Origin of the sequence: Pseudomonas serboccidentalis (genome assembly GCF_028830055.1) — a bacterium.
GTDB classification, from domain to species: Bacteria; Pseudomonadota; Gammaproteobacteria; order Pseudomonadales; family Pseudomonadaceae; genus Aquipseudomonas; species Aquipseudomonas serboccidentalis.
Map to the genome: position 1 here is coordinate 3,844,898 of NZ_CP101655.1, position 19,339 is coordinate 3,864,236.

Annotated in this window: 22 protein-coding genes, 1 tRNA gene and 2 pseudogenes; 11 read left to right on the top strand and 14 right to left on the bottom strand. The window is 58.3% G+C overall.

Features of this window, described 5'->3' with window-relative positions:
* Positions 1-104 precede the first annotated feature (104 nt).
* On the top strand, positions 105-1,049 hold the full coding sequence (locus tag NN484_RS17440; RefSeq protein WP_274657549.1) for an alpha/beta hydrolase: 945 nt from the start codon (positions 105-107) through the stop codon (positions 1,047-1,049).
* Here NN484_RS17440 and NN484_RS17445 read toward each other — a convergent pair.
* Complete coding sequence (locus NN484_RS17445) at positions 1,046-2,857, bottom strand: ABC transporter ATP-binding protein (RefSeq protein WP_274657550.1); 1,812 nt, start codon at positions 2,855-2,857, stop codon at positions 1,046-1,048. The two genes, NN484_RS17440 and NN484_RS17445, sit on opposite strands and share 4 nt — an antisense overlap.
* A 202-nt stretch (positions 2,858-3,059) precedes the next feature.
* Between NN484_RS17445 and NN484_RS17450 the strand changes: the two genes are divergently transcribed.
* Complete coding sequence (locus NN484_RS17450) at positions 3,060-3,473, top strand: VOC family protein (protein ID WP_215502578.1); 414 nt, start codon at positions 3,060-3,062, stop codon at positions 3,471-3,473.
* Between the two features lie 57 nt (positions 3,474-3,530).
* On the opposite strand, the gene NN484_RS17455 is transcribed toward NN484_RS17450, so the two are convergent.
* Positions 3,531-3,860 (bottom strand): hypothetical protein, encoded by a 330-nt coding sequence (locus NN484_RS17455; RefSeq protein WP_127650608.1) that lies wholly within the window; start codon positions 3,858-3,860, stop codon positions 3,531-3,533.
* A gap of 167 nt (positions 3,861-4,027) precedes the next feature.
* Between NN484_RS17455 and NN484_RS17460 the strand changes: the two genes are divergently transcribed.
* Positions 4,028-4,303 carry a hypothetical protein gene (locus tag NN484_RS17460; RefSeq protein WP_274657551.1) on the top strand — a complete coding sequence of 92 codons (276 nt, stop codon included), beginning with the start codon at positions 4,028-4,030 and terminating at the stop codon, positions 4,301-4,303.
* 70 nt (positions 4,304-4,373) lie between these two features.
* Positions 4,374-4,580 carry a hypothetical protein gene (locus NN484_RS17465; protein ID WP_274659305.1) on the top strand — a complete coding sequence of 69 codons (207 nt, stop codon included), beginning with the start codon at positions 4,374-4,376 and terminating at the stop codon, positions 4,578-4,580.
* 114 nt (positions 4,581-4,694) lie between these two features.
* Here NN484_RS17465 and NN484_RS17470 read toward each other — a convergent pair whose 3' ends face one another.
* Positions 4,695-5,138, bottom strand: a complete 444-nt coding sequence (locus NN484_RS17470; RefSeq protein ID WP_274657552.1) for a tautomerase family protein — start codon at positions 5,136-5,138, stop codon at positions 4,695-4,697.
* 105 nt (positions 5,139-5,243) lie between these two features.
* Here NN484_RS17470 and NN484_RS17475 point away from each other — a divergent pair, with 105 nt between their 5' ends.
* Both NN484_RS17475 and NN484_RS17480 read left to right on the top strand, forming a co-directional pair.
* Complete coding sequence (locus NN484_RS17475) at positions 5,244-6,206, top strand: GlxA family transcriptional regulator (protein ID WP_274659306.1); 963 nt, start codon at positions 5,244-5,246, stop codon at positions 6,204-6,206.
* A gap of 23 nt (positions 6,207-6,229) precedes the next feature.
* Positions 6,230-6,805: an NADPH-dependent FMN reductase gene (locus NN484_RS17480; RefSeq protein WP_274657553.1), complete on the top strand. Its 576-nt coding sequence runs from the start codon at positions 6,230-6,232 to the stop codon at positions 6,803-6,805.
* 94 nt (positions 6,806-6,899) lie between these two features.
* On the opposite strand, the gene NN484_RS17485 is transcribed toward NN484_RS17480, so the two are convergent.
* A complete protein-coding gene (locus NN484_RS17485; protein ID WP_274657554.1) occupies positions 6,900-7,802 on the bottom strand; it encodes a LysR family transcriptional regulator in 903 nt (300 codons plus the stop codon).
* Between the two features lie 117 nt (positions 7,803-7,919).
* On the opposite strand from NN484_RS17485, the gene NN484_RS17490 reads away from it, so the two are divergent.
* Genes NN484_RS17490 through NN484_RS17500 form a run of 3 tightly spaced genes read left to right on the top strand, consistent with a single transcriptional unit; the run spans position 7,920 to position 9,997 of the window.
* A complete protein-coding gene (locus NN484_RS17490) occupies positions 7,920-8,339 on the top strand; it encodes an ester cyclase (protein WP_215502573.1) in 420 nt (139 codons plus the stop codon).
* 3 nt (positions 8,340-8,342) lie between these two features.
* Complete coding sequence (locus NN484_RS17495; RefSeq protein WP_215502572.1) at positions 8,343-9,404, top strand: SDR family oxidoreductase; 1,062 nt, start codon at positions 8,343-8,345, stop codon at positions 9,402-9,404.
* 50 nt (positions 9,405-9,454) lie between these two features.
* Positions 9,455-9,997 carry a histidine phosphatase family protein gene (locus NN484_RS17500; protein WP_274659308.1) on the top strand — a complete coding sequence of 181 codons (543 nt, stop codon included), beginning with the start codon at positions 9,455-9,457 and terminating at the stop codon, positions 9,995-9,997.
* A gap of 81 nt (positions 9,998-10,078) precedes the next feature.
* Here NN484_RS17500 and NN484_RS17505 read toward each other — a convergent pair whose 3' ends face one another.
* Positions 10,079-11,140 (bottom strand): acyltransferase family protein, encoded by a 1,062-nt coding sequence (locus NN484_RS17505; protein ID WP_215502571.1) that lies wholly within the window; start codon positions 11,138-11,140, stop codon positions 10,079-10,081.
* Between the two features lie 81 nt (positions 11,141-11,221).
* On the opposite strand from NN484_RS17505, the pseudogene NN484_RS17510 reads away from it, so the two are divergent.
* A pseudogene (locus NN484_RS17510) lies at positions 11,222-11,389 on the top strand (DUF159 family protein); the annotation flags it as partial.
* 88 nt (positions 11,390-11,477) lie between these two features.
* Positions 11,478-11,682 (top strand): annotated as a pseudogene (locus NN484_RS17515) (tyrosine-type recombinase/integrase); the annotation flags it as partial.
* Positions 11,683-11,785: 103 nt separating this feature from the next.
* Here the strand turns inward: NN484_RS17515 and NN484_RS17520 are convergent.
* The 9 genes from NN484_RS17520 to thrS all read right to left on the bottom strand — a co-directional run bounded on the left by NN484_RS17520 (position 11,786) and on the right by thrS (position 19,241).
* A tRNA-Pro gene (locus tag NN484_RS17520) sits at positions 11,786-11,862 on the bottom strand.
* A gap of 89 nt (positions 11,863-11,951) precedes the next feature.
* Positions 11,952-12,308 carry a MerR family transcriptional regulator gene (locus NN484_RS17525; RefSeq protein WP_003179985.1) on the bottom strand — a complete coding sequence of 119 codons (357 nt, stop codon included), beginning with the start codon at positions 12,306-12,308 and terminating at the stop codon, positions 11,952-11,954.
* Positions 12,289-12,591 (bottom strand): integration host factor subunit alpha, encoded by a 303-nt coding sequence (gene ihfA / locus NN484_RS17530; RefSeq protein WP_002553164.1) that lies wholly within the window; start codon positions 12,589-12,591, stop codon positions 12,289-12,291. Before ihfA ends, NN484_RS17525 begins: the two co-directional genes overlap by 20 nt.
* 3 nt (positions 12,592-12,594) lie before the next feature.
* Positions 12,595-14,973 (bottom strand): phenylalanine--tRNA ligase subunit beta, encoded by a 2,379-nt coding sequence (pheT, locus tag NN484_RS17535; RefSeq protein WP_274657555.1) that lies wholly within the window; start codon positions 14,971-14,973, stop codon positions 12,595-12,597.
* Between the two features lie 26 nt (positions 14,974-14,999).
* The gene (pheS, locus tag NN484_RS17540) at positions 15,000-16,016 is read right to left on the bottom strand and encodes a phenylalanine--tRNA ligase subunit alpha (protein ID WP_127926600.1); all 1,017 of its coding nucleotides are present in this window, start codon (positions 16,014-16,016) and stop codon (positions 15,000-15,002) included.
* Positions 16,017-16,125: 109 nt separating this feature from the next.
* The gene (gene rplT / locus NN484_RS17545) at positions 16,126-16,482 is read right to left on the bottom strand and encodes a 50S ribosomal protein L20 (protein ID WP_002553161.1); all 357 of its coding nucleotides are present in this window, start codon (positions 16,480-16,482) and stop codon (positions 16,126-16,128) included.
* Positions 16,483-16,512: 30 nt separating this feature from the next.
* A complete protein-coding gene (gene rpmI, locus NN484_RS17550) occupies positions 16,513-16,707 on the bottom strand; it encodes a 50S ribosomal protein L35 (protein ID WP_002553160.1) in 195 nt (64 codons plus the stop codon).
* A gap of 60 nt (positions 16,708-16,767) precedes the next feature.
* Entirely contained in the window at positions 16,768-17,319 is a 552-nt protein-coding gene (gene infC / locus NN484_RS17555; RefSeq protein ID WP_170929410.1) for a translation initiation factor IF-3, read from the bottom strand.
* Positions 17,319-19,241: a threonine--tRNA ligase gene (thrS, locus tag NN484_RS17560; RefSeq protein WP_007961251.1), complete on the bottom strand. Its 1,923-nt coding sequence runs from the start codon at positions 19,239-19,241 to the stop codon at positions 17,319-17,321. Before thrS ends, infC begins: the two co-directional genes overlap by 1 nt.
* Between the last annotated feature and the right edge of the window lie 98 nt (positions 19,242-19,339).

Here is a 19,339-nt window from a genome sequence, read left to right on the forward strand (position 1 = left end):
AGCATTTGGTAATCGTTGCGCCGGGGCGGTGGTCGAAAAACTCACGCGCAAACCGAGGCATCTGGTAAAAAGCCTTCTTTGTCTGCGCCTGGGTGAAACGTTTAATGTTCCTGTCCTTCATGACGCGTCTGCGCCGCCGCCGTTTGGCGTTTGCCTGCATGGCTGCGTTGATCATTGGCGTGCCGACCAGTTGTGCCGTGCTCGAACACACCGAGCGCAAGCTGCTGTTTCGCATCGAACCGGGCACAGCCGGCTGGTATCACGGCTTGCCCGGCAGCGTGCAGGAACTCGACCTGCAGCCAAAAAGTTTCAAGGCCGGGCAGAACATTCATGCCTGGTGGTGGCCGGCGGAACGGGCGAACGCCCCGGCAATCCTCTATCTGCATGGCGTGCGCTGGAACCTCACCGGACAGTTGTTCCGCATCGAGCAATTGCGCGCGGCGGGCTACTCGGTGCTGGCCATCGACTATCGCGGTTTCGGCCAGAGCAAAGGTGATCTGCCTTCGGAAAGCAGCGTGTACGAAGATGCCCGTGTGGCGTGGGAGCGCTTCAAACTGCTGCAGCCCGACCCGGGCAAGCGCCTGATCTACGGCCACTCCCTGGGTGGCGCCGTGGCCATTGATCTGGCCGCCGAACTCGGCCAGGACGCCGCCCGGGACCATACACCGCTGCCGGTCAAAGGCCTGGTGATCGAGTCGACGTTCACCTCCCTCGCCGACGTCGCGGCTGCTGTGGCCAACACCTCGTTGCCGGTGCGCTGGCTGCTGTCGCAGAAGTTCGACTCCATCGACAAGATCGCCGAGATTCACATGCCGCTGCTGGTGGTGCACGGCATGGCCGACGCATTCGTGCCGCCGCGCTTCAGTGAACAACTGTTCAATGCCGCTCGACAACCCAAGCGACTGCTGCTGGTACCGGGTGCCACCCACAACAACAGCATGGCGCTGGGCGGGCAGAATTACCGCAAGGCGATCGATGCACTGATGCAGTCCAGACCAGCCCCCCGCGTGGCCGGGCCGGCGCTGGCACGCAGCGCCCAGGATTCCTAGCGATAGCCTCGGGCCTGCAGGTCGAACAGTCTGGCGTAATGTCCATTGGCCGCGATCAGTTGCGGGTGATCGCCCTGCTCCAGTATCCGTCCGGCCTCCAGCACGATGATCTGATCGGCGTTGCGCACACTGGAAAAGCGGTGGGAGATCAATAAGGTCATGCGACCTTCGGTGTGTTGGCTGAAATGCTCGAACACCGCCGCTTCCGCAGCCGGATCCAGGGCCGAGGTCGGTTCGTCGAGGATCAGGATGTCGGCATCGCGGCGCATGTACGCCCGGGACAGGGCAATCTTTTGCCACTGCCCACCGGACAACTCCTGACCACCGGCAAACCAGCGACCCAGCTGCGTGGCGTAGCCACGGTCGAGCCCCTCAATGAAGGATGCGGCCATGCCTTCGGTAGCCGCTGCCTTCCAGCGCTGTTCTTCATTGAACGCCGCGGTATCACCGACGCCGATGTTCTCACCCACGGTGAACTGGTAGCGGATGTAGTCCTGGAAAATCACGCCGATACGCCGGCGCAACGTTGTCTCATCCCAATCCTGCAAGTCGCTGCCATCGAGCAGAATCCGGCCTTGATCGGGCCTGTACAGGCGGGTCAGCAGCTTGATCAGCGTGGTCTTGCCTGAGCCGTTCTCACCCACCAGCGCCATGCTCCTGCCCGGTACCAGATGCAGGTCGATGCCCTCCAGCGCCGTTCGGTTGGCCCCCGGATAACGGAAACCGACGTTTTCAAAGCGCAGACCATCGCCCGGTTGCGCGCCGACCGTGAGATGACCGGAATCGGCCAGCACCGGTTCGGCCAGGTATTCGTAGAGGTTGGACAGGTACAAACCGTCCTCGTACAAGCCGCTGATCGCGCTCAGGCTGCTGCTGACCGCGCCCTGTCCCTGCTTGAACAGCACCAGGTACATGGTCATCTGGCCCAGACTGATATTGCCATGCACCGCGTCGATCACCACCCAGGCATAGGCAAGATAGAACGCTCCAGTGCCGAGCAGTCCGAGACCGAAGCCCCAGCCATCGCGACGCAGCGTCAGACGCCGGTCCTCGGCATAGAGCCTGGCAAAGGTGTCCCGGTAACGTTGCAACAGCAGCGGCGCGAAGCCGAACAGTTTGACCTCTTTGATGTAGGCCTCATGGGACAGCAGGGTTTCGATGTAATTTTGCTGCCGACTTTCTGGGGCACGACGGGTGAACAAGCGGAAAGCGTCACCGGAAAAATGCGCCTCGGCGAAGAACACCGGCAATGCACCCACCACCAGCAACACCAGCGCCCACGGCGAGAAATGCACCAGCAGCACGCCGAAGCTGATCAGCATGATCAGGTTCTGGATCAATCCCAGCGACTTCATCACCAGCGCCAGCGGCCGGGTCGAGGCTTCGCGGCGCACGCGGACCAGCTTGTCGTAAAACTCGGAGTTCTCGAACTGCACCAGCGACAGGGTCTGCGCCTTTTCCAGAATCAGCGTGTTGACCTTCTGCCCCAATTGCACCCGCAGCAGCGACTGCTGGACCGACAACGCCCGTTGCGTGCCGGACAACAGCGCCAACACCCCCGCCTCCATCAGCACATAACGCAACACCGGCCACAGCGGCGCATCGCCCTGCTGTGCGTGCAACTGCATCGCCGTCACCACTGCGTCGACAATGCGCTGGCCCAGCCACGCGGCCAGCGCTGGCAGTACACCGGCAATCAAGGTCGCCAGCACCAAGCCCAGAAACAGTCCGCGTGAGGTCGCCCAGACCAGAAGCAAGGCGCGCCGGGCCTGATCCAACAGAGCGTGGAAGCGGGAAATCAAAGGCATGGAACGGTGAGCTCGACGGCAGATAGAGCCTGCCATGGTACTCCGCAGGTTTGATCCGTGCTGAAACCGCGCTTTTTCATGAGAAAAACATCTGGAAAAACTCTGCCCTTTCCGGCGTCCAATGCTCTGCTATGTTTTAACCGCCCCTCGCGGAACCTGACGAACATCGCCGCATTCCGCGCCTACTGCCAGGAACGCCACCATGCGAATCAATCCCTACCTGATCTTCAACGGCAACTGCCGTGAGGCCTTCACCTTCTACGAGCAAGCCCTGCAGGGAAAACTCGAAGCGATGATGACCTTCGGCGAAACACCCGCCGCCGAACACGTACCGAAAGAGCACCACAACCTGGTCATCCACACCTGCCTGAAGGTCGGTGACCAGATGATCATGGCCTCCGACACCACGCCTGACCGGCCAACCGGGGGCATGAGCGGTTGCTCGATCTCCCTCAACGTCGACAGCATTGCCGAAGCCGAGCGAGTGTTTAATGCGCTGGCCAGGGACGGTCGCGTTGACATGCCGCTGGAAGCGACGTTCTGGGCCGCCCGTTTCGGCATGCTGGTGGATCGCTTTGGCGTGTCGTGGATGGTCAATTGCGAGAGCGACAAGTGAGGCTGACGCCTCTTCAGGCATGAAAAAGCCCAACCTCTTCAGGCTGGGCTTCTTTGATTAACGCTGGGCCAGCTCATGCCGCACGCATTGCTCGTAATAGGTCTGCTTGACCGCCGCCGGCTTGAGCTTCGACGTGCTGTTGTAGGTCTGCTCGGTAATCCCCATTGCCGTCATGCGCATCCACGGTTGCTGGAACTTGCGCACCTGTAGCTGCTTGCGCGCGCCGTACAGGGAGATTCCCGACAGTTTCGACTGCTGGGCACCGGCGGCGATATCCGAACCCCATATACAGGCAAACCGATGACTTTTGCTCAACTCTTTCGCCTGAACTCCCGAGGCAAACGCAGCCAGGGAAAGCGTTGCAACGGTTATGACAATCGTCCGCATATAGCCAACCTAACCTTTTGAAAAAAGGCGAGTTTGCCCGGGATGATAAAACCCGGGGGCCAGCAATTTGCCGCCTTGTGTCAGGACCTACCGCTCGTCCAGCGACCTGCACCTTGGCCCTGCCCATGCTTCCAATGCGGTACACCCCTCGTACGGAAGGCCAGAAAATGAACAAGAAAATGGCAACCCTGGCACTGGCAAGTCTGATGCTGATGGGCTCGGGCTTCACACTGGCATCCGAAGCGGCAGGATCTGCCGCACCGCCCACCGCCATTCCCGGCGTGAACCAGTCCAGCAACAAGTCCGAATCCAACGAAGAAAAAGCCAACAAAAAAGGTGAGGAAGCCTCTGGTTCAAACTCCGGCGCAGAATCGAAAGAAACCGAGAAAGACGCGGCCACCTCCAGCGACTCGGAAGATATTCAGAGCACGCCGAAACAGTAACCACTGGATTGAATGACAGCGAACGCCGATCATGCGGCAGATCGTCAATGACCTGCAGATGAATGACCGAATGCCGAAAAAGCCACCGCAACCCCCAGCCGCGACGACCACCGCAGCTGACATCGAACGCTCGATTCAGGCGCTTAACAAAATGGCCGAGCGCCTTTGGGGCGACGGCCGAGAAGCGGAGGCAAAGGCGCTGCTGGATGCACTGGATGCGCTGAACCGGGCGCTGGACCGGATCAGGATTGGTGAGAGCCGCCGGGTTCTGCATTGAGCCCGGTCTGCGCGCAGCGATCTAGGAGCCTTCGCGCAAAGCTCACGCGCATGAAAAAGGCCGATGTCAGTTCATCACCAGCAACAGGCGCGCATCGAGCCATTGGCATCTATCCTAGTGCGCAAGATGTCCGTATCCGGCAGCACGGGTGAAGTCGGCCAAATGCCAGATATCACCGTTCGCCCCCCAGGTTCCGTCAACAACATCCTCGATTTGTATTGAACTCAGCAACTGGCGCTGATCCCCCGCTGCCAGGCTCGATTGCATCGCGTAATGCAGGTCGCGCACGTAGCGCTGGCGCATCGGCGCATCAAGAACGCCGGCAGGCACCTTGACGATGACCATGCATGGGACAACCCGGGCATGAGGAGCAACACCACCGCACAGCCATTCATCAGCCTGTACCTCCTCGATGAGCACCCAGCACAAGGCGCGCTGCTGAGGGGCATCGCCCATGTGTTCATTAATCATTGCCGCGTCACTCACGCTTCTAAGCAATTGCTGGCGCTGTAGCGGATTGAAAGCGCCGGTAGGCACCTTGATCAGGATGTTTGGCATGGCGAAACCTCGTTGTGACTCGTGGTTGACTGGAGGCGCCATTGGGCCAGTTATCTCCCGACTCGATAAGTGACCGATTCGTCTTCTTTCGGGCATAATCGGACAATGTATGATTTCACTGTTCTGGTCTTCCCCGGGTCGTTCAGCTCAAGCGTAGCCGTCACCCTGGATATCCTCGGCACCGCCGCAACACTTGCGCAGCGGCGAGGCCTTGCCGTGCCACGCTGGCGAGTGTGTGGACCTCAGTCAGGGCTGATAACGCTAGGGCAAGGCATGCAACTGTTGATCGACGAACTGACGACAGACGTCGAGGACCACTCCTGCTGGATCATTCCGGGCCTTGGCATCAGCGACTTCGACGCGCTGCTGCAGCGTCTTGAGGAGGACTGGGTACTTCAGACGCTGCCCGCGCTGAGGGTACATGTGAATAAGGGAAATGAGATTGCAGCCTCGTGCTCGGCAGTCTTTCTCCTGCATGCCGCAGGACTACTGGGTGGTCGACAGGTAACCACCTCCTGGTGGCTCGCTCCCTGGCTGTCGAGCATTGCGCCTGATTGCATTGTCGACCCCAACGTCATGGTGCTCTGCGACGCACCCTTGACGACTGCTGGCGCAGCCTTCGCGCAAACTGACCTGATGCTGCACCTGCTGCGCAGACGCCTGTCGCCGGAGCTCGCCGACTATGTGGGCAAGGCTCTTCTCCTCGACAGCCGCCAATTGCAATCCCCATTCATCAATCCGGCAATCATGGCCCAGGGCAATACGCTGGTCGCCAACCTCACTGCCTACATAGAAGCACGCCTGCCCCACCCCCCCAGTGTCCCGAGCCTTGCGGCGTATGCCGGCATGTCTGAGCGAACGCTGTCGCGGCACCTTCGCAAAGCAACCGGCCTCTCAACCCAATATCTGATCCAGCGTGTGCAACTGAACAGAGCCCGCGTGCTACTGGAAACCAGCAGATACTCCGTTGAATCCATCGCCGAGCAGGTGGGATACCAGGATGCCACGGCCCTACGGCGACTGATGCGCCGCCTGTTGAACGCGTCCCCAAAACAACTGCGCCGGTAAAATCTGTGCATGAGTTCAGGCTCGTGCGAAACTTCACCGACTTGCGAATCACGGACGTTGTTGAAATGGTGTGCCTGCTTGCTGTCTCTGGAAGTCTGCGCCAGACCTCCTCCAACTCGATTTTGCTACGAGCAACTGAGCGTCTATGCCCCGACGGGGTATTGGTCAGGCATTACGAAGGTATAGGTGAATTGCCTCACTTCAACCCGGATCTGCTCGAGGATCCCCCCGAGACAGTCATAGCGTTATGGTCAATTATCGGGCAAGCGGATGGGCTGTTGTTTTCATGCCCCGAATACGCTCGAGGTATTCCCGGCTCATTCAAAAACATGCTCGATTGGCTCGTGAGCAGTGAAGAGTTTCCGGGCAAGCCTGTCGCGCTTTTCAACGCTTCGCCCAGAGCCAGTCACGCGCAAGCTGCATTGCGTCTGGTACTGGATACGATGTCAGCGCGCATCATCGAGGAAGCGTCAATGACTGTTAACCTCCTGTCCAGCCGATTGAGCGCCGAAAGCATTGCCGCCGACCCGGTGCTGGGACCAATGATCGGTACTGCGCTCGACGCTTTTAAACGACGCCTCGACAATCAAAACCTATGATGCTCCAACATGGGTTTCACCCGGTGAAATCGGGTCTTCCTTCGAATTGCCATAGATACCCCGTACGCGGCAGAGATCGGTACTCTTCCGATACTCACAGGCCGCCCCCCAAGCGGTAGCCCTCGCCATTTTCCATGGACAGGGCTTCGAGCATCACCTGCTCCAGGATGACAAAAAAACATTTGATGTGGGCCTGTTTCAAGGCCTGAGGCCGGGTCACCAGATAGACCTCCATATCAGGAAGGTGGATATCCGGGAACAGCTCGATCAGATCCTTCGCCAGTATCCGGGGCAATACAGCCACCCCCATACCTCGCCTCACCGATTCGAGTTGCGCAGCGAACGAGTTCACGCTGATCTGCGCGCGTTCCAGGCCTGCGGCCTTTGCCGTCCGCATTTGCGGCAACATATCCAGCGGAGGAAGCAAGGCAATGGTGACCGCAGTGGCCGGAGTCACCCCCGGATACCGTTTCAGATAACCGGCATCGGCGAAGACACCATAAGCGAGCCTGCCTATGGGTCGATAAATCAGCGACGGTTCGCCCAGGTGGGCAGTGCGTACAGCAATGTCCGCCACACCGCGGACGATCTTGTGAAAGTCGGTGGTTACCATCAACTCCACCGAGCAACGTGGGTGCAGAGACGTGAAACGACTCGCGGCCTCCAGCACGCACGACGAGAACCCCTCTCCGGCACTGACCAGGACACTGCCAGACAGCTCTGTGTTCAGCTCGGATATGCCCGCAGCGGCTTGACGCCTCAAACCCGCTTCCGCCGCCAGAGCCACTTCCACGAGGGATTGGCCCCGCGAGGTCAACCAGCATCCTTCAACACCCCGCTCGATGAGTGGCTCGCCCAGTGCGACCTCCAGTTGGGTCAGGCGGCGGGACACGGTAGACGCCGCGATCCCCAGAAACTGGCCAGCTTGAAGGAAGCTGCCACGCCGAGAAACTGCCAACAGCAGACGAAGATCGTCCCAATTTGCTTGCAACGCCATGCGTCCTGTCCTCCCTGGTCTGCATATGTGCAAAGCCATTATGCAGTAGTCGCTGTTTTTCGGGAGAGGCCTCAAAGGTATATCTGCAGGCCCTCGAAAACGAATGGAATGGACGATATGGCTACTGGCCCCAACGACTTTGCGGAACGCGCCGCCAGCGCCTTCAATCGCCATGATGTGGAGGCGATGCTTGCGCTGTTTTGCGAAGACTTCATCTACCTCGACAGCATGGGAATACAAACCGGTCGCGAAGCCATGCGCAAACGAGAGAACGCATTGCTCGAAGCACTCCCCGATGCCCATGTGATCTTCAGCCCATTCGCCGCCAGTCACGATCGCTTGGCGCTGACTGCCTTCCTGACCGGCACATTCGCCGCACCCTTGGTACTGCCGGACCGGGTGATTCCACCTCATGGACGCCATATCACCGCGTACTACGCCGCACACTTCACGTTCAAAGACGGGCTGGTCATTCGTGAAGAGGCCTTCTTCGACAGTGCAGTGCTGCTGCCGTTAACCCATCCGGCTGAGGGTTGAGCCATGCACAGTGTATTCGTTACTGGCTCGACCGGTTTGTTGGGTAACAACCTGGTACGTGAACTGGTCGCTCGTGGTTACGCGGTCAAAGCCCTGGTCCGTTCAAAAGCCAAAGGAGAACAGCAGTTCGACAATTTGCCGACTGTGGAACTGGTCGTCGGGGACATGGCCGATGTCGACGCATTCGCAGCGTCACTGCAAGGTTGCAATACGGTGTTTCACACCGCGGCGTTCTTTCGCGACAACTACAAGGGCGGCAACCACTGGAAGGAACTCGAAAAGATCAATGTCGCCGGTACGCGTGACCTGATTCACCAGGCCTACCGCGCCGGTATACGACGGTTCATCCATACGTCCTCCATAGCCGTGCTCGACGGCGCACCTGGCTCGCTCATTGATGAAACATGCCTGCGGGCGGACGCCGACGCGGATGACTACTACCGCAGCAAGATCCTCGCCGACCGGGTCGTCTTGTCGTTCCTGCAAGCACATCCCGAGATGCATGCCTGCATGGTCCTGCCCGGTTGGATGTGGGGCCCTGCCGACATTGGCCCGACCTCCTCGGGACAGTTGGTCAACGATGTCGTGCAGGGCAAGTTGCCCGGACTGATCCCAGGCAGTTTCTCCGTCGTCGATGCACGTGATGTGGCATTCGCGCTGATTGCTGCCGCCAAACATGGCCGACGCGGTGAACGCTATCTCGCGGCGGGTCGGCATATGACGATGCGTCAGTTGGTCCCTGTTCTAGGACGTATCGCGGGCGTCAAGACACCCGTTCGACAACTACCGTTCCCCCTTCTATACACTTTGGCGGCTGTGCAGGAGATCTATGCGCGCCTTACCGGCAAGCCCATTCTGCTGAGCATGGCCACGTTGCGTCTGTTAAGACGAGAGAATGACCGCAGCTGTTTCAACCATCACAAGAGTGAGCAGGAGCTTGGCCTGAGCTTCAGGTCGCTAGAGCTGACAATCACTGACACCGTGGCGTGGTACCGTGATCATGGCTGGTTTGAAAACCACAGTGCCTCGAAGAATAAAAGCTCATCCGTCATGATCGACATCTGACGTTAGGAAAAAACAAGGACGTAAAAACTGTGAAAAGGGAAATCATCCTGATGCGTCACGGCCAGCCAAAACTGGCCGCGACGGATAAAATTTCAGTGCACGAGATGAAAGACTGGATCGAACAATACGACCGATCCGAAATTACCCACCACCCGGTCCCACAGGCCAGTGTGCAACTCGCCGCAACCGCCACGGTGATTGTTTCAAGCAGCGCACCGCGTGCGCTGAGCTCCGTCCAGGCGCTCGGCTTGAAGCCTGCACTGGTCGACGGGCTTTTCTGCGAAGCACAACTACCTTATGGTCATTGGAAACTGCCACGGCTATCGCCGTTTACCTGGGCAATTATCCTTCGCGTCTTATGGCTGTGCGGTTACTCACGCAACGTCGAATCCGCCGGCGTTGCGAGGAGGCGCGCCAGTACGGCAGCCAAGCGATTGCAGTCCATTGCCAGCGATGGACCGGTTTTGCTGCTCGGTCATGGCTTGATGAATCGAATGATCGCCAAACAACTGATGGCCGATGGGTGGGCACGCCAAAAACGTAACGGCAGCCAGTATTGGAGTGCGACTGTGTACCAATATGGCGGTGTGTAAGAGGCGCCAACTGATCGGTTCTGCCGAACGAAAAAATCCAGACCCAATAAATAGGCCCGCTCAGCGGCGGGCCTATCCGGCCTAAATGTGAGAAAGCTCTCTGCGCTCTGGCCGCTTCATCACGCGGTGTATCCAGTTCTGGCTTGGTTTCTCGATCACCTGATAGCTCAGGAACCCAAAAGCCAGGGCGATCACGCCCCAGATGAACAAGATCAGCAGACCGGGCAACACATCAAAAAGGCCTGACATTTCGGTCAGCTTGAGCAATATCGCCAGCACCAGTTGGTGCCAGATGTAGATCGAGTAGGACGAGTCGCCCACCTTCTGCAACCAGGCCGGTAGTGTAACGCCGCTGGATATTTCAATGGCGATGGCGCCATAAACAATCAACGCGCAAGGGATAGTGAAGTACAGCGAGCGCCACCACGGTGCCCAGTTACCATTTTGAGAGTGAGCCCAGACCGCAACGCAAAACAGCGCCACACCCGCCATCAGGGACTGCCAGCCATACGCCTTTACGCCACGATCCACCATGAAGGCCAGGATGCATCCGGCGCCGAACTCAAGAATCAGCGGGCTCAGTGGCACGTAGTTGAACATTTGCAAGCCGCCGCCACTGGCCCAGATGGTCAGGCCGATCTGTAAAGCGATCCATCCAAGCACCAGCTCATACACCTGCTTTGGCCGAATCAGGATGATCAGCGCCAGCACCAAATAGAAGAACAGCTCGTAACAAAGTGTCCAGGCCAGTACCACACGGTTGTTGTTCGTAGTGGCCAGCGTCACCAGCCGCCAAACGCGCTCGGCTGCCATGCCTGGGTCAGCAGTCTGCACGTATGGCGCCAGGGCAAAGGATACTGCCAGGACGATCCAGTAGACGGGATACACCCGGAACAGGCGTTTAATGCCGAAGCGAGTTGCTGCCGTGATTGGGGCAAGATCCTCCCGACCGGCCTTCGCCGCCGTGTAGCAGACGATGAAGCCCGATATGACGAAGAACAGATCCACGCCAGCCGGGCCCACCCACCACCATTTGAAAAGAAACCAGTCAGCGCCCAAGCCGTGCTTGGTGCTGAGCAGATGAATTAGAAAGACCATGCAAGCCGCAACGCCGCGCATGGCCTGGAGGTTGTAGAATTTCATTCCCTGATCCTTTTTTAATTGCGCGGATCATATACACAACCGCATGTATCCTCCAGCTATCGGCCTCCCGGTGGTGCTGACGCCGGATTGGCCCAAGAATGGCGGGCCCCGGCCACGCCGAAAGAATGCACCGAGCAGATGGTCCTGCACCAGGGCGAGCCGACAGCGGTTTTCGAATGGTTCAAGGTTGATCGGGCTGTAGGGAATGTCCGCAACCAAGGCTCGGAGCTAATCAGACCAGCCGACTGACTCAGCTCTTCGTCAGCATCTTCAGGCGCTCCACCAGCGCAACTTCAAAAATGATGTACAGCCTTTCAGCTGTCGCCGGCGCGCAATCAAGGTCAACACCGGTTGCCGGGAGCAGGAGGTTTACAAAGCTTCAGTGGAATCGGGAAATTGCGGTATCGGAACTGGGAACAAGTGTGTTCTTGATCCCGGCAGGGTTTGGGGGCAGTAGCGCCAGGTCTGGCGTGAAGAACCGAGACGAACGTCCGGTCATTTTGAACGACGTGGCCAAGTTCGTGATCGAGAAACCATTCGGGCGCTGAGCCAGGGCATTTGATCGAGTTTTGCGCGGGTTTTGCGCAGGCACAAAAAAGCCGATCTTACTGATCGGCTCAAGTGTCTGATTTTACTCAGGAATAATGGTCGGGACGGAGTGATTCGAACACTCGCCCCCTAGCACCCCATGCTAGTGCGCTACCGGACTGCGCTACGCCCCGACTGGTTTGGAACCTTGCCCTTCATCTCGAAGAGCGCTCAAGAATATATCGCAAGCTTTTGAAAACTGGAAGTATTTAAAAGCCGCTTTTTATTTCTTGAGAACCACCAGTACATCTTCAAGCTCAGCGATCATCTGGCGGATCATTTGCTTGTATTGGGTGGTGTCGTCTTTGGCTTCATCGCCGGACAAACGCAGGCGCGCGCCGCCGATGGTGAACCCCTGATCGTAAAGGAGCGCGCGGATCTGCCGGATCATCAGCACGTCCTGGCGCTGATAATACCGGCGGTTTCCGCGGCGTTTGACGGGGTTGAGTTGAGGAAACTCCTGCTCCCAGTAGCGCAGCACGTGTGGTTTTACCGCACACAGCTCGCTGACTTCACCAATGGTGAAGTAGCGTTTGCCCGGGATGACGGGTAGTTCGTCGTTATGACTTGGTTCCAGCATAAGCCTCAACTCGGGCCTTCAACTTCTGCCCTGGACGAAAGGTGACCACACGGCGAGCCGTGATCGGGATTTCTTCCCCCGTTTTCGGGTTGCGGCCAGGCCGCTGGCGTTTGTCCCGAAGGTCGAAATTGCCGAAACCGGACAATTTGACCTGCTCGTTGTCTTCAAGAGCGTGCCTGATTTCCTCGAAAAACAGTTCAACCAATTCCTTGGCTTCCCGCTTGTTCAGGCCCAGCTCTTCATACAGACGTTCCGCCATCTCAGCTTTCGTCAAAGCCCCCATACGTCACTTCCTTAACGTGGCGTTCAACCTTTGTTCGAGCGAGGTGAGGATATTTTGCGTCGTCGAATTCACCTCATCGTCATTAAGAGTGCGCGATGGATGCTGCCAGGTCAAGCCAACTGCAAGGCTTTTTCTATCAGGATCAATACCTTTACCCTGATACACGTCAAACAGCCTGAGATCCGTGAGCCATTCGCCTGCATTTTCACGGATTACGTCCAGCACTGCCGAGGCCGCGACGTCTTTGTGCGCGATCAGGGCAAGGTCACGACGCACTTCAGGAAAGCGCGACAACTCGTGGAATTGCGGCATTTTTCCGGCTGCCACTTCCGCCAGAACCAGCTCAAAGACGAAGACTGGACGATCCAGACCCAAGGCTTTGGACAATTCAGGGTGGATTGCGCCGATAAAGCCGACTTCACGCCCGTCACGTTCGATGCGCGCGGTCTGACCCGGGTGCAGCGCCGGGTGTTTGCCCGGGGCGAAAGTGAAGGTATCCAGAGCACCGGCGAAACCCAGCACGGCTTCAACGTCAGCCTTGACGTCGAAGAAATCGACCGTGTCACGACCTTGCGCCCAGCCTTCCGGCAGGCGGCTGCCGCACACGACACCCGACAGCATCGGTTCTTGCTTCAGGCCTTCCAGCTGACCGACGAAGCGCAGACCGCTTTCGAACAGACGCACGCGATCCTGCTGACGGTTCAGGTTATGTTGCAACGCCTTGACCAGACCGGGCCACAGCGACGAACGCATGGCGGCCATGTCATTGGAAATCGGGTTGGCCAACAACAGCGGCTCGACGCCTGGGTTGAACAGTTCGAACTGCTTCGGATCGATGAAGCTGTAAGTGATCGCTTCCTGATAGCCACGGGCTACCAGCAGACGACGCAGCTCAGGCAATTCGCTGCGCGCTTCAGTCTTGGCTTGTGGCGCCAGACGCGCTTGCGGGTAACGAACCGGCAGACGGTTGTAACCGTACAGGCGAGCCAGTTCTTCGATCAGATCGACTTCCAGGCTGATGTCGAAGCGATGGCTTGGCACGTCTACGCGCCACTGCCCTGCTCCGTCAGCGGTAATTTTCAGCCCCAGGCCGCTGAGCAGACGCTCGACCTGAGCCGAATCCATTTCCATGCCCAGCATCTGGGTGATGCGTTGGGCACGCAGGGTGATCGGCGCGATCGACGGCAGGTGCTGCTCGCTGACGGTCTCGATGATCGGACCGGCTTCGCCACCAGTGATTTCCAGCAGCAGGCCAGTGGCGCGCTCCATGGCTTCACGGGCCAGTTGCCAGTCCACGCCACGCTCGTAACGGTGCGAAGCGTCGGTGTGCAGGCCGTAGGAACGTGCCTTGCCAGCCACAGCGATCTGATCGAAGAACGCCGACTCAAGGAATACGTCGCGCGTGGTCGCAGACACACCGCTGTGCTCGCCACCCATCACGCCGGCAATCGCCAACGCACGAGTGTGGTCGGCGATCACCAGCGTATCGCTACGCAGACTGACTTCCTGACCGTCGAGCAAAACCAGTTTCTCGCCCTCTTCCGCCATGCGCACACGGATGCCGCCATTGATTTCGGCGAGATCGAAGGCATGCAGCGGTTGACCCAGCTCGAGCATCACATAGTTAGTGATGTCGACGGCAGCGTCGATGCTGCGTACTTCGGCGCGGCGCAGACGCTCAACCATCCACAGCGGGGTTGGCCTGGACAGGTCGACGTTGCGGATGACGCGGCCCAGGTAACGCGGGCAGGCGGCTGGTGCCAGCACTTCTACCGATCGCACTTCGTCGTGCACGGCTGGAATGGCCATGACCACCGGACGGGTGACCGGAGCAGCGTACAGAGCGCCGACTTCACGGGCCAGACCGGCCAGCGACAGGCAGTCGCCACGGTTCGGGGTCAGGTCGACCTCGATGCTGGCGTCTTCCAGGTCCAGATACACGCGGAAGTCTTCGCCCACCGGCGCATCGGCCGGCAGCTCCATCAAACCGTCGTTGCCCTCACCGACCTGCAGCTCGGTTTGCGAGCAGAGCATGCCGTTGGACTCGACACCACGCAGCTTGGCCTTCTTGATCTTGAAGTCGCCCGGCAGCTCGGCGCCGATCATGGCGAACGGAATCTTCAGGCCCGGACGCACGTTTGGCGCACCGCATACGACCTGGAAGGTTTCCGCGCCATTGCTGACCTGGCACACACGCAGCTTGTCGGCGTCAGGGTGCTGCTCGGTGCTCAGCACCTCGCCCACCACCACGCCGCTGAATACACCGGCGGCCGGGGTCACGCTATCGACCTCCAGGCCCGCCATCGACAGACGAGCAACCAGCTCGTCGCGACTTACCTGCGGGCTAACCCAGCCACGCAGCCATTGTTCACTGAATTTCATCCTGCTCTCCTAAGAATTCGTTACGACTAGCGAAATTGCGCGAGGAACCGCAAGTCGTTGTCGAAGAACAGACGCAAGTCGTTCACGCCGTAACGGAGCATCGCCAGACGCTCGACGCCCATGCCGAAGGCAAAGCCGGAGAACTCTTCCGGGTCGATGCCGGACATGCGCAGCACGTTCGGGTGCACCATGCCGCAGCCCATCACTTCCAGCCAGCCGGTCTGCTTGCAGACGCGGCAGCCTTTACCGCTGCACATCACGCATTCCATGTCGACTTCAGCGGATGGCTCGGTGAACGGGAAGTACGAAGGACGGAAACGTACGGCCAGCTCTTTTTCGAAGAACACCCGCAGGAATTCTTCGATGGTGCCTTTGAGATCGGCGAAATTGATGTCGCGATCGACCAGCAGGCCTTCGACCTGGTGGAACATCGGCGAGTGGGTAATATCGGAGTCGCTGCGATATACACGGCCCGGGCAGACGATGCGGATCGGTGGTTGCTTGGACTCCATGGTGCGGACCTGTACCGGCGAGGTATGGGTGCGCAGCAACATGTTCGCATTGAAATAGAAGGTGTCATGCATCGACCGGGCCGGGTGATGACCTGGGATGTTGAGCGCTTCAAAGTTGTGGTAGTCGTCTTCGACCTCAGGGCCTTCGGCGATGCCGTAGCCAATGCGGGTGAAGAACTGTTCGACACGTTCCAGAGTCCGGGTCACCGGATGCAGACCACCGGAGGTCTGGCCACGGCCCGGCAACGTCACGTCAATGGATTCGGCAGACAGTTTGGCAGCCAGTTCGGCTTCTTCAAACACAGCCATGCGCGCATTGAGAACGCCTGTGACACGTTCCTTGGCAACGTTGATCAGGGCCCCGACTTGCGGACGCTCTTCTGCCGGCAAATTCCCCAGGGTCTTCATCACCTGAGTCAATTCACCCTTCTTGCCAAGGTATTGAACCCGGATTTGCTCCAGGGCATTGATATCTTCAGCGCTTTGCACAGCCTCTAGTGCTTGAGAGACCAGCGCATCCAGGTTTTCCATGTACAGACTCCAGATACAAAATAGGGGAAGAGCTTGAAGGCTCTTCCCCTATTTATGACGTTTAACACCTGGCCCCACAGAGGTGAGGCCGGGTGACTGTCGGGGGTACTTAAGCCAAGGTGGCTTTAGCTTTCTCGACAATCGCAGCAAACGCCGCTTTTTCGTTCACTGCCAGATCAGCCAGAACCTTACGGTCGATCTCGATGGACGCTTTTTTCAGGCCAGCGATGAAACGGCTGTAGGACAGACCGTTAACACGAGCACCAGCGTTGATACGAGCGATCCACAGAGCGCGGAACTGACGTTTTTTCTGACGACGGTCACGGTAGGCGTATTGGCCTGCCTTGATTACCGCTTGCTTGGCAACACGGAATACGCGGGAGCGTGCACCGTAGTAGCCTTTAGCAAGTTTCAGAATTTTTTTGTGACGTTTACGGGCAATGACGCCACGCTTTACACGAGCCATGAGTTACTTCCTCTATTCTTGATCCAAAAATTAACGAAGGCGCAGCATGCGCTCGACTTTTGCCACGTCAGACGGATGCAGCAAGCTGCTACCGCGCAGTTGACGCTTACGCTTGGTCGACATTTTGGTCAGGATGTGGCTCTTGAAAGCGTGCTTGTGCTTGATACCGTTAGCAGTTTTCAGAAACCGCTTAGCAGCACCACTTTTGGTTTTCATCTTTGGCATGTTCGGATACTCCGCATTCAGTTGATAAACATAATCAGAAGGCCTGCCGTGCCCTGTTGATTACTTCTTCTTTTTCGGGGCGATGACCATGATCAGCTGGCGTCCTTCCATCTTAGGATGCTGTTCGACCGAACCGTACTCGAGCAGGTCAGCTTCAACCCGCTTGAGGAGTTCCATCCCCAGCTCCTGGTGGGCCATCTCACGGCCGCGGAATCGCAAGGATACCTTGGCCCTGTCCCCGTCACTCAGGAAACGTACCAGGTTGCGCAGTTTTACCTGGTAATCCCCTTCCTCCGTCCCTGGACGAAACTTGATTTCTTTTACCTGAATCTGCTTCTGGTTTTTCTTCGCCGCTGCAATCTGCTTCTTCTTTTCGAAGATCGATTTGCCGTAGTCCATCACCCGGCAAACCGGTGGGACTGCGTCAGCAGAGATTTCTACCAGATCAAGCTTTGCTTCTTCAGCAATACGAAGCGCTTCATCAATCGAGACGATGCCAATCTGCTCGCCATCAGCGCCAATTAACCGAACCTCGCGTGCCGAGATATTCTCGTTGATCGGGGCTTTCGGTGCAGCTCGTTTATCTTGTCTCATTTCACGCTTAATAATAATTACTCCGAATCTGGGCGACCACGCCGGGAAACCGCTTGCGCGAGAAACTCAGCGAACTGGGCGACGGGCATCGAGCCCAGGTCAGCACCTTCACGAGTACGCACAGCGACAGTCTGCATCTCGACTTCCTTATCTCCGATAACCAAAAGATAGGGAACCTTGAGCAAAGTATGCTCGCGGATTTTAAAGCCGATCTTTTCATTTCTCAAGTCGGACTTGGCACGAAATCCGCTTTCGTTGAGAGTTTTTTCAACCTGGGCGACGAAATCTGCCTGTTTATCAGTGATATTCATGATCACTGCCTGGGTTGGCGCCAGCCACGCAGGGAACGCACCTTCGTAGTGCTCGATCAGAATCCCGACGAAACGCTCGAACGAACCGAGGATCGCACGGTGCAGCATCACCGGGTGTTTGCGGCTGTTGTCTTCGGAGACGTATTCGGCGCCGAGACGGACAGGCAGGTTGAAATCGAGCTGCAAGGTACCACACTGCCACACGCGGCCGAGGCAATCTTTCAGCGAGAACTCGATCTTCGGACCGTAGAACGCACCTTCACCCGGCTGCAGATCGTACGGCAGGCCCGCGGAATCAAGGGCTGCAGCCAGTGCCGCTTCGGCGCGGTCCCACAATTCGTCGGAACCGACGCGCTTTTCCGGACGAGTGGACAACTTCATCTCGACATCGGTAAAGCCGAAGTCGCGGTAAACGTCCATGGTCAGTTTGATGAACGCAGCGGATTCAGCCTGCATCTGCTCTTCGGTGCAGAAAATGTGGGCGTCGTCCTGGGTGAACGCACGTACACGCATGATGCCGTGCAGCGCACCCGACGGCTCGTTACGGTGGCAGGCACCGAACTCGGCCAGGCGCATCGGCAGCTCGCGGTAGCTCTTCAGGCCCTGATTGAACACCTGCACGTGGCACGGGCAGTTCATTGGCTTGATGGCGTAGTCGCGGCTTTCCGACTCGGTGGTGAACATGTTGTCGGCGTAGTTGGCCCAGTGCCCGGATTTCTCCCACAGGCTGCGATCGACCACTTGCGGGGTCTTGATCTCGAGGTAGCCGTTGTCACGCTGCACCTTGCGCATGTACTGCTCGAGCACTTGGTACAGGGTCCAGCCGTTCGGGTGCCAGAACACCATGCCCGGCGCTTCTTCCTGGGTGTGGAACAGGCCCAGGCGCTTGCCGATCTTGCGGTGATCGCGCTTTTCCGCTTCTTCGATGCGTTGGATGTAAGCCGCCAACTGCTTCTTGTCAGCCCAGGCTGTGCCGTAAACGCGCTGCAATTGCTCGTTCTTGGCATCGCCACGCCAGTAGGCGCCGGACAACTTGGTCAGCTTGAAGGATTTCAGGAAGCGGGTGTTCGGCACGTGCGGACCGCGGCACATGTCGACGTATTCTTCGTGGTAGTACAGGCCCATGGCCTGTTCATTCGGCATGTCCTCGACCAGGCGTAGCTTGTAGTCTTCGCCACGGGCCTTGAACACTTCGATCACTTCGGCGCGCGGAGTGACTTTCTTGATGACGTCGTAATCTTTGTCGATCAGCTGATGCATGCGCTGCTCGATGGCGGCCATGTCGTCCGGCGTGAAAGGACGTTCGAAGGCGATGTCGTAATAGAAGCCTTCGTCGATGACCGGACCGATGACCATTTTGGCCGTCGGGTACAACTGCTTGACCGCGTGGCCAACCAGGTGCGCGCAAGAGTGGCGAATGATCTCCAGCCCCTCTTCATCCTTTGGCGTGATGATTTGCAGCGTCGCGTCGCTGTCGATGATGTCGCAGGCGTCGACCAGCTTGCCGTTGACCTTGCCGGCCACGGTGGCCTTGGCCAGGCCTGCACCAATGGATGCGGCGACCTCGGCTACGGAAACCGGGTGATCGAATGAACGTTGACTGCCGTCGGGAAGAGTAATAGTTGGCATGGCGCCTCCTCTCCTAGTGGTGACCCCTACCAAAGGTCACGTGGGTTGGGATGAGCCAGTACAAGATCCGATCCAGGCCATTCAATGACGAACGCCTG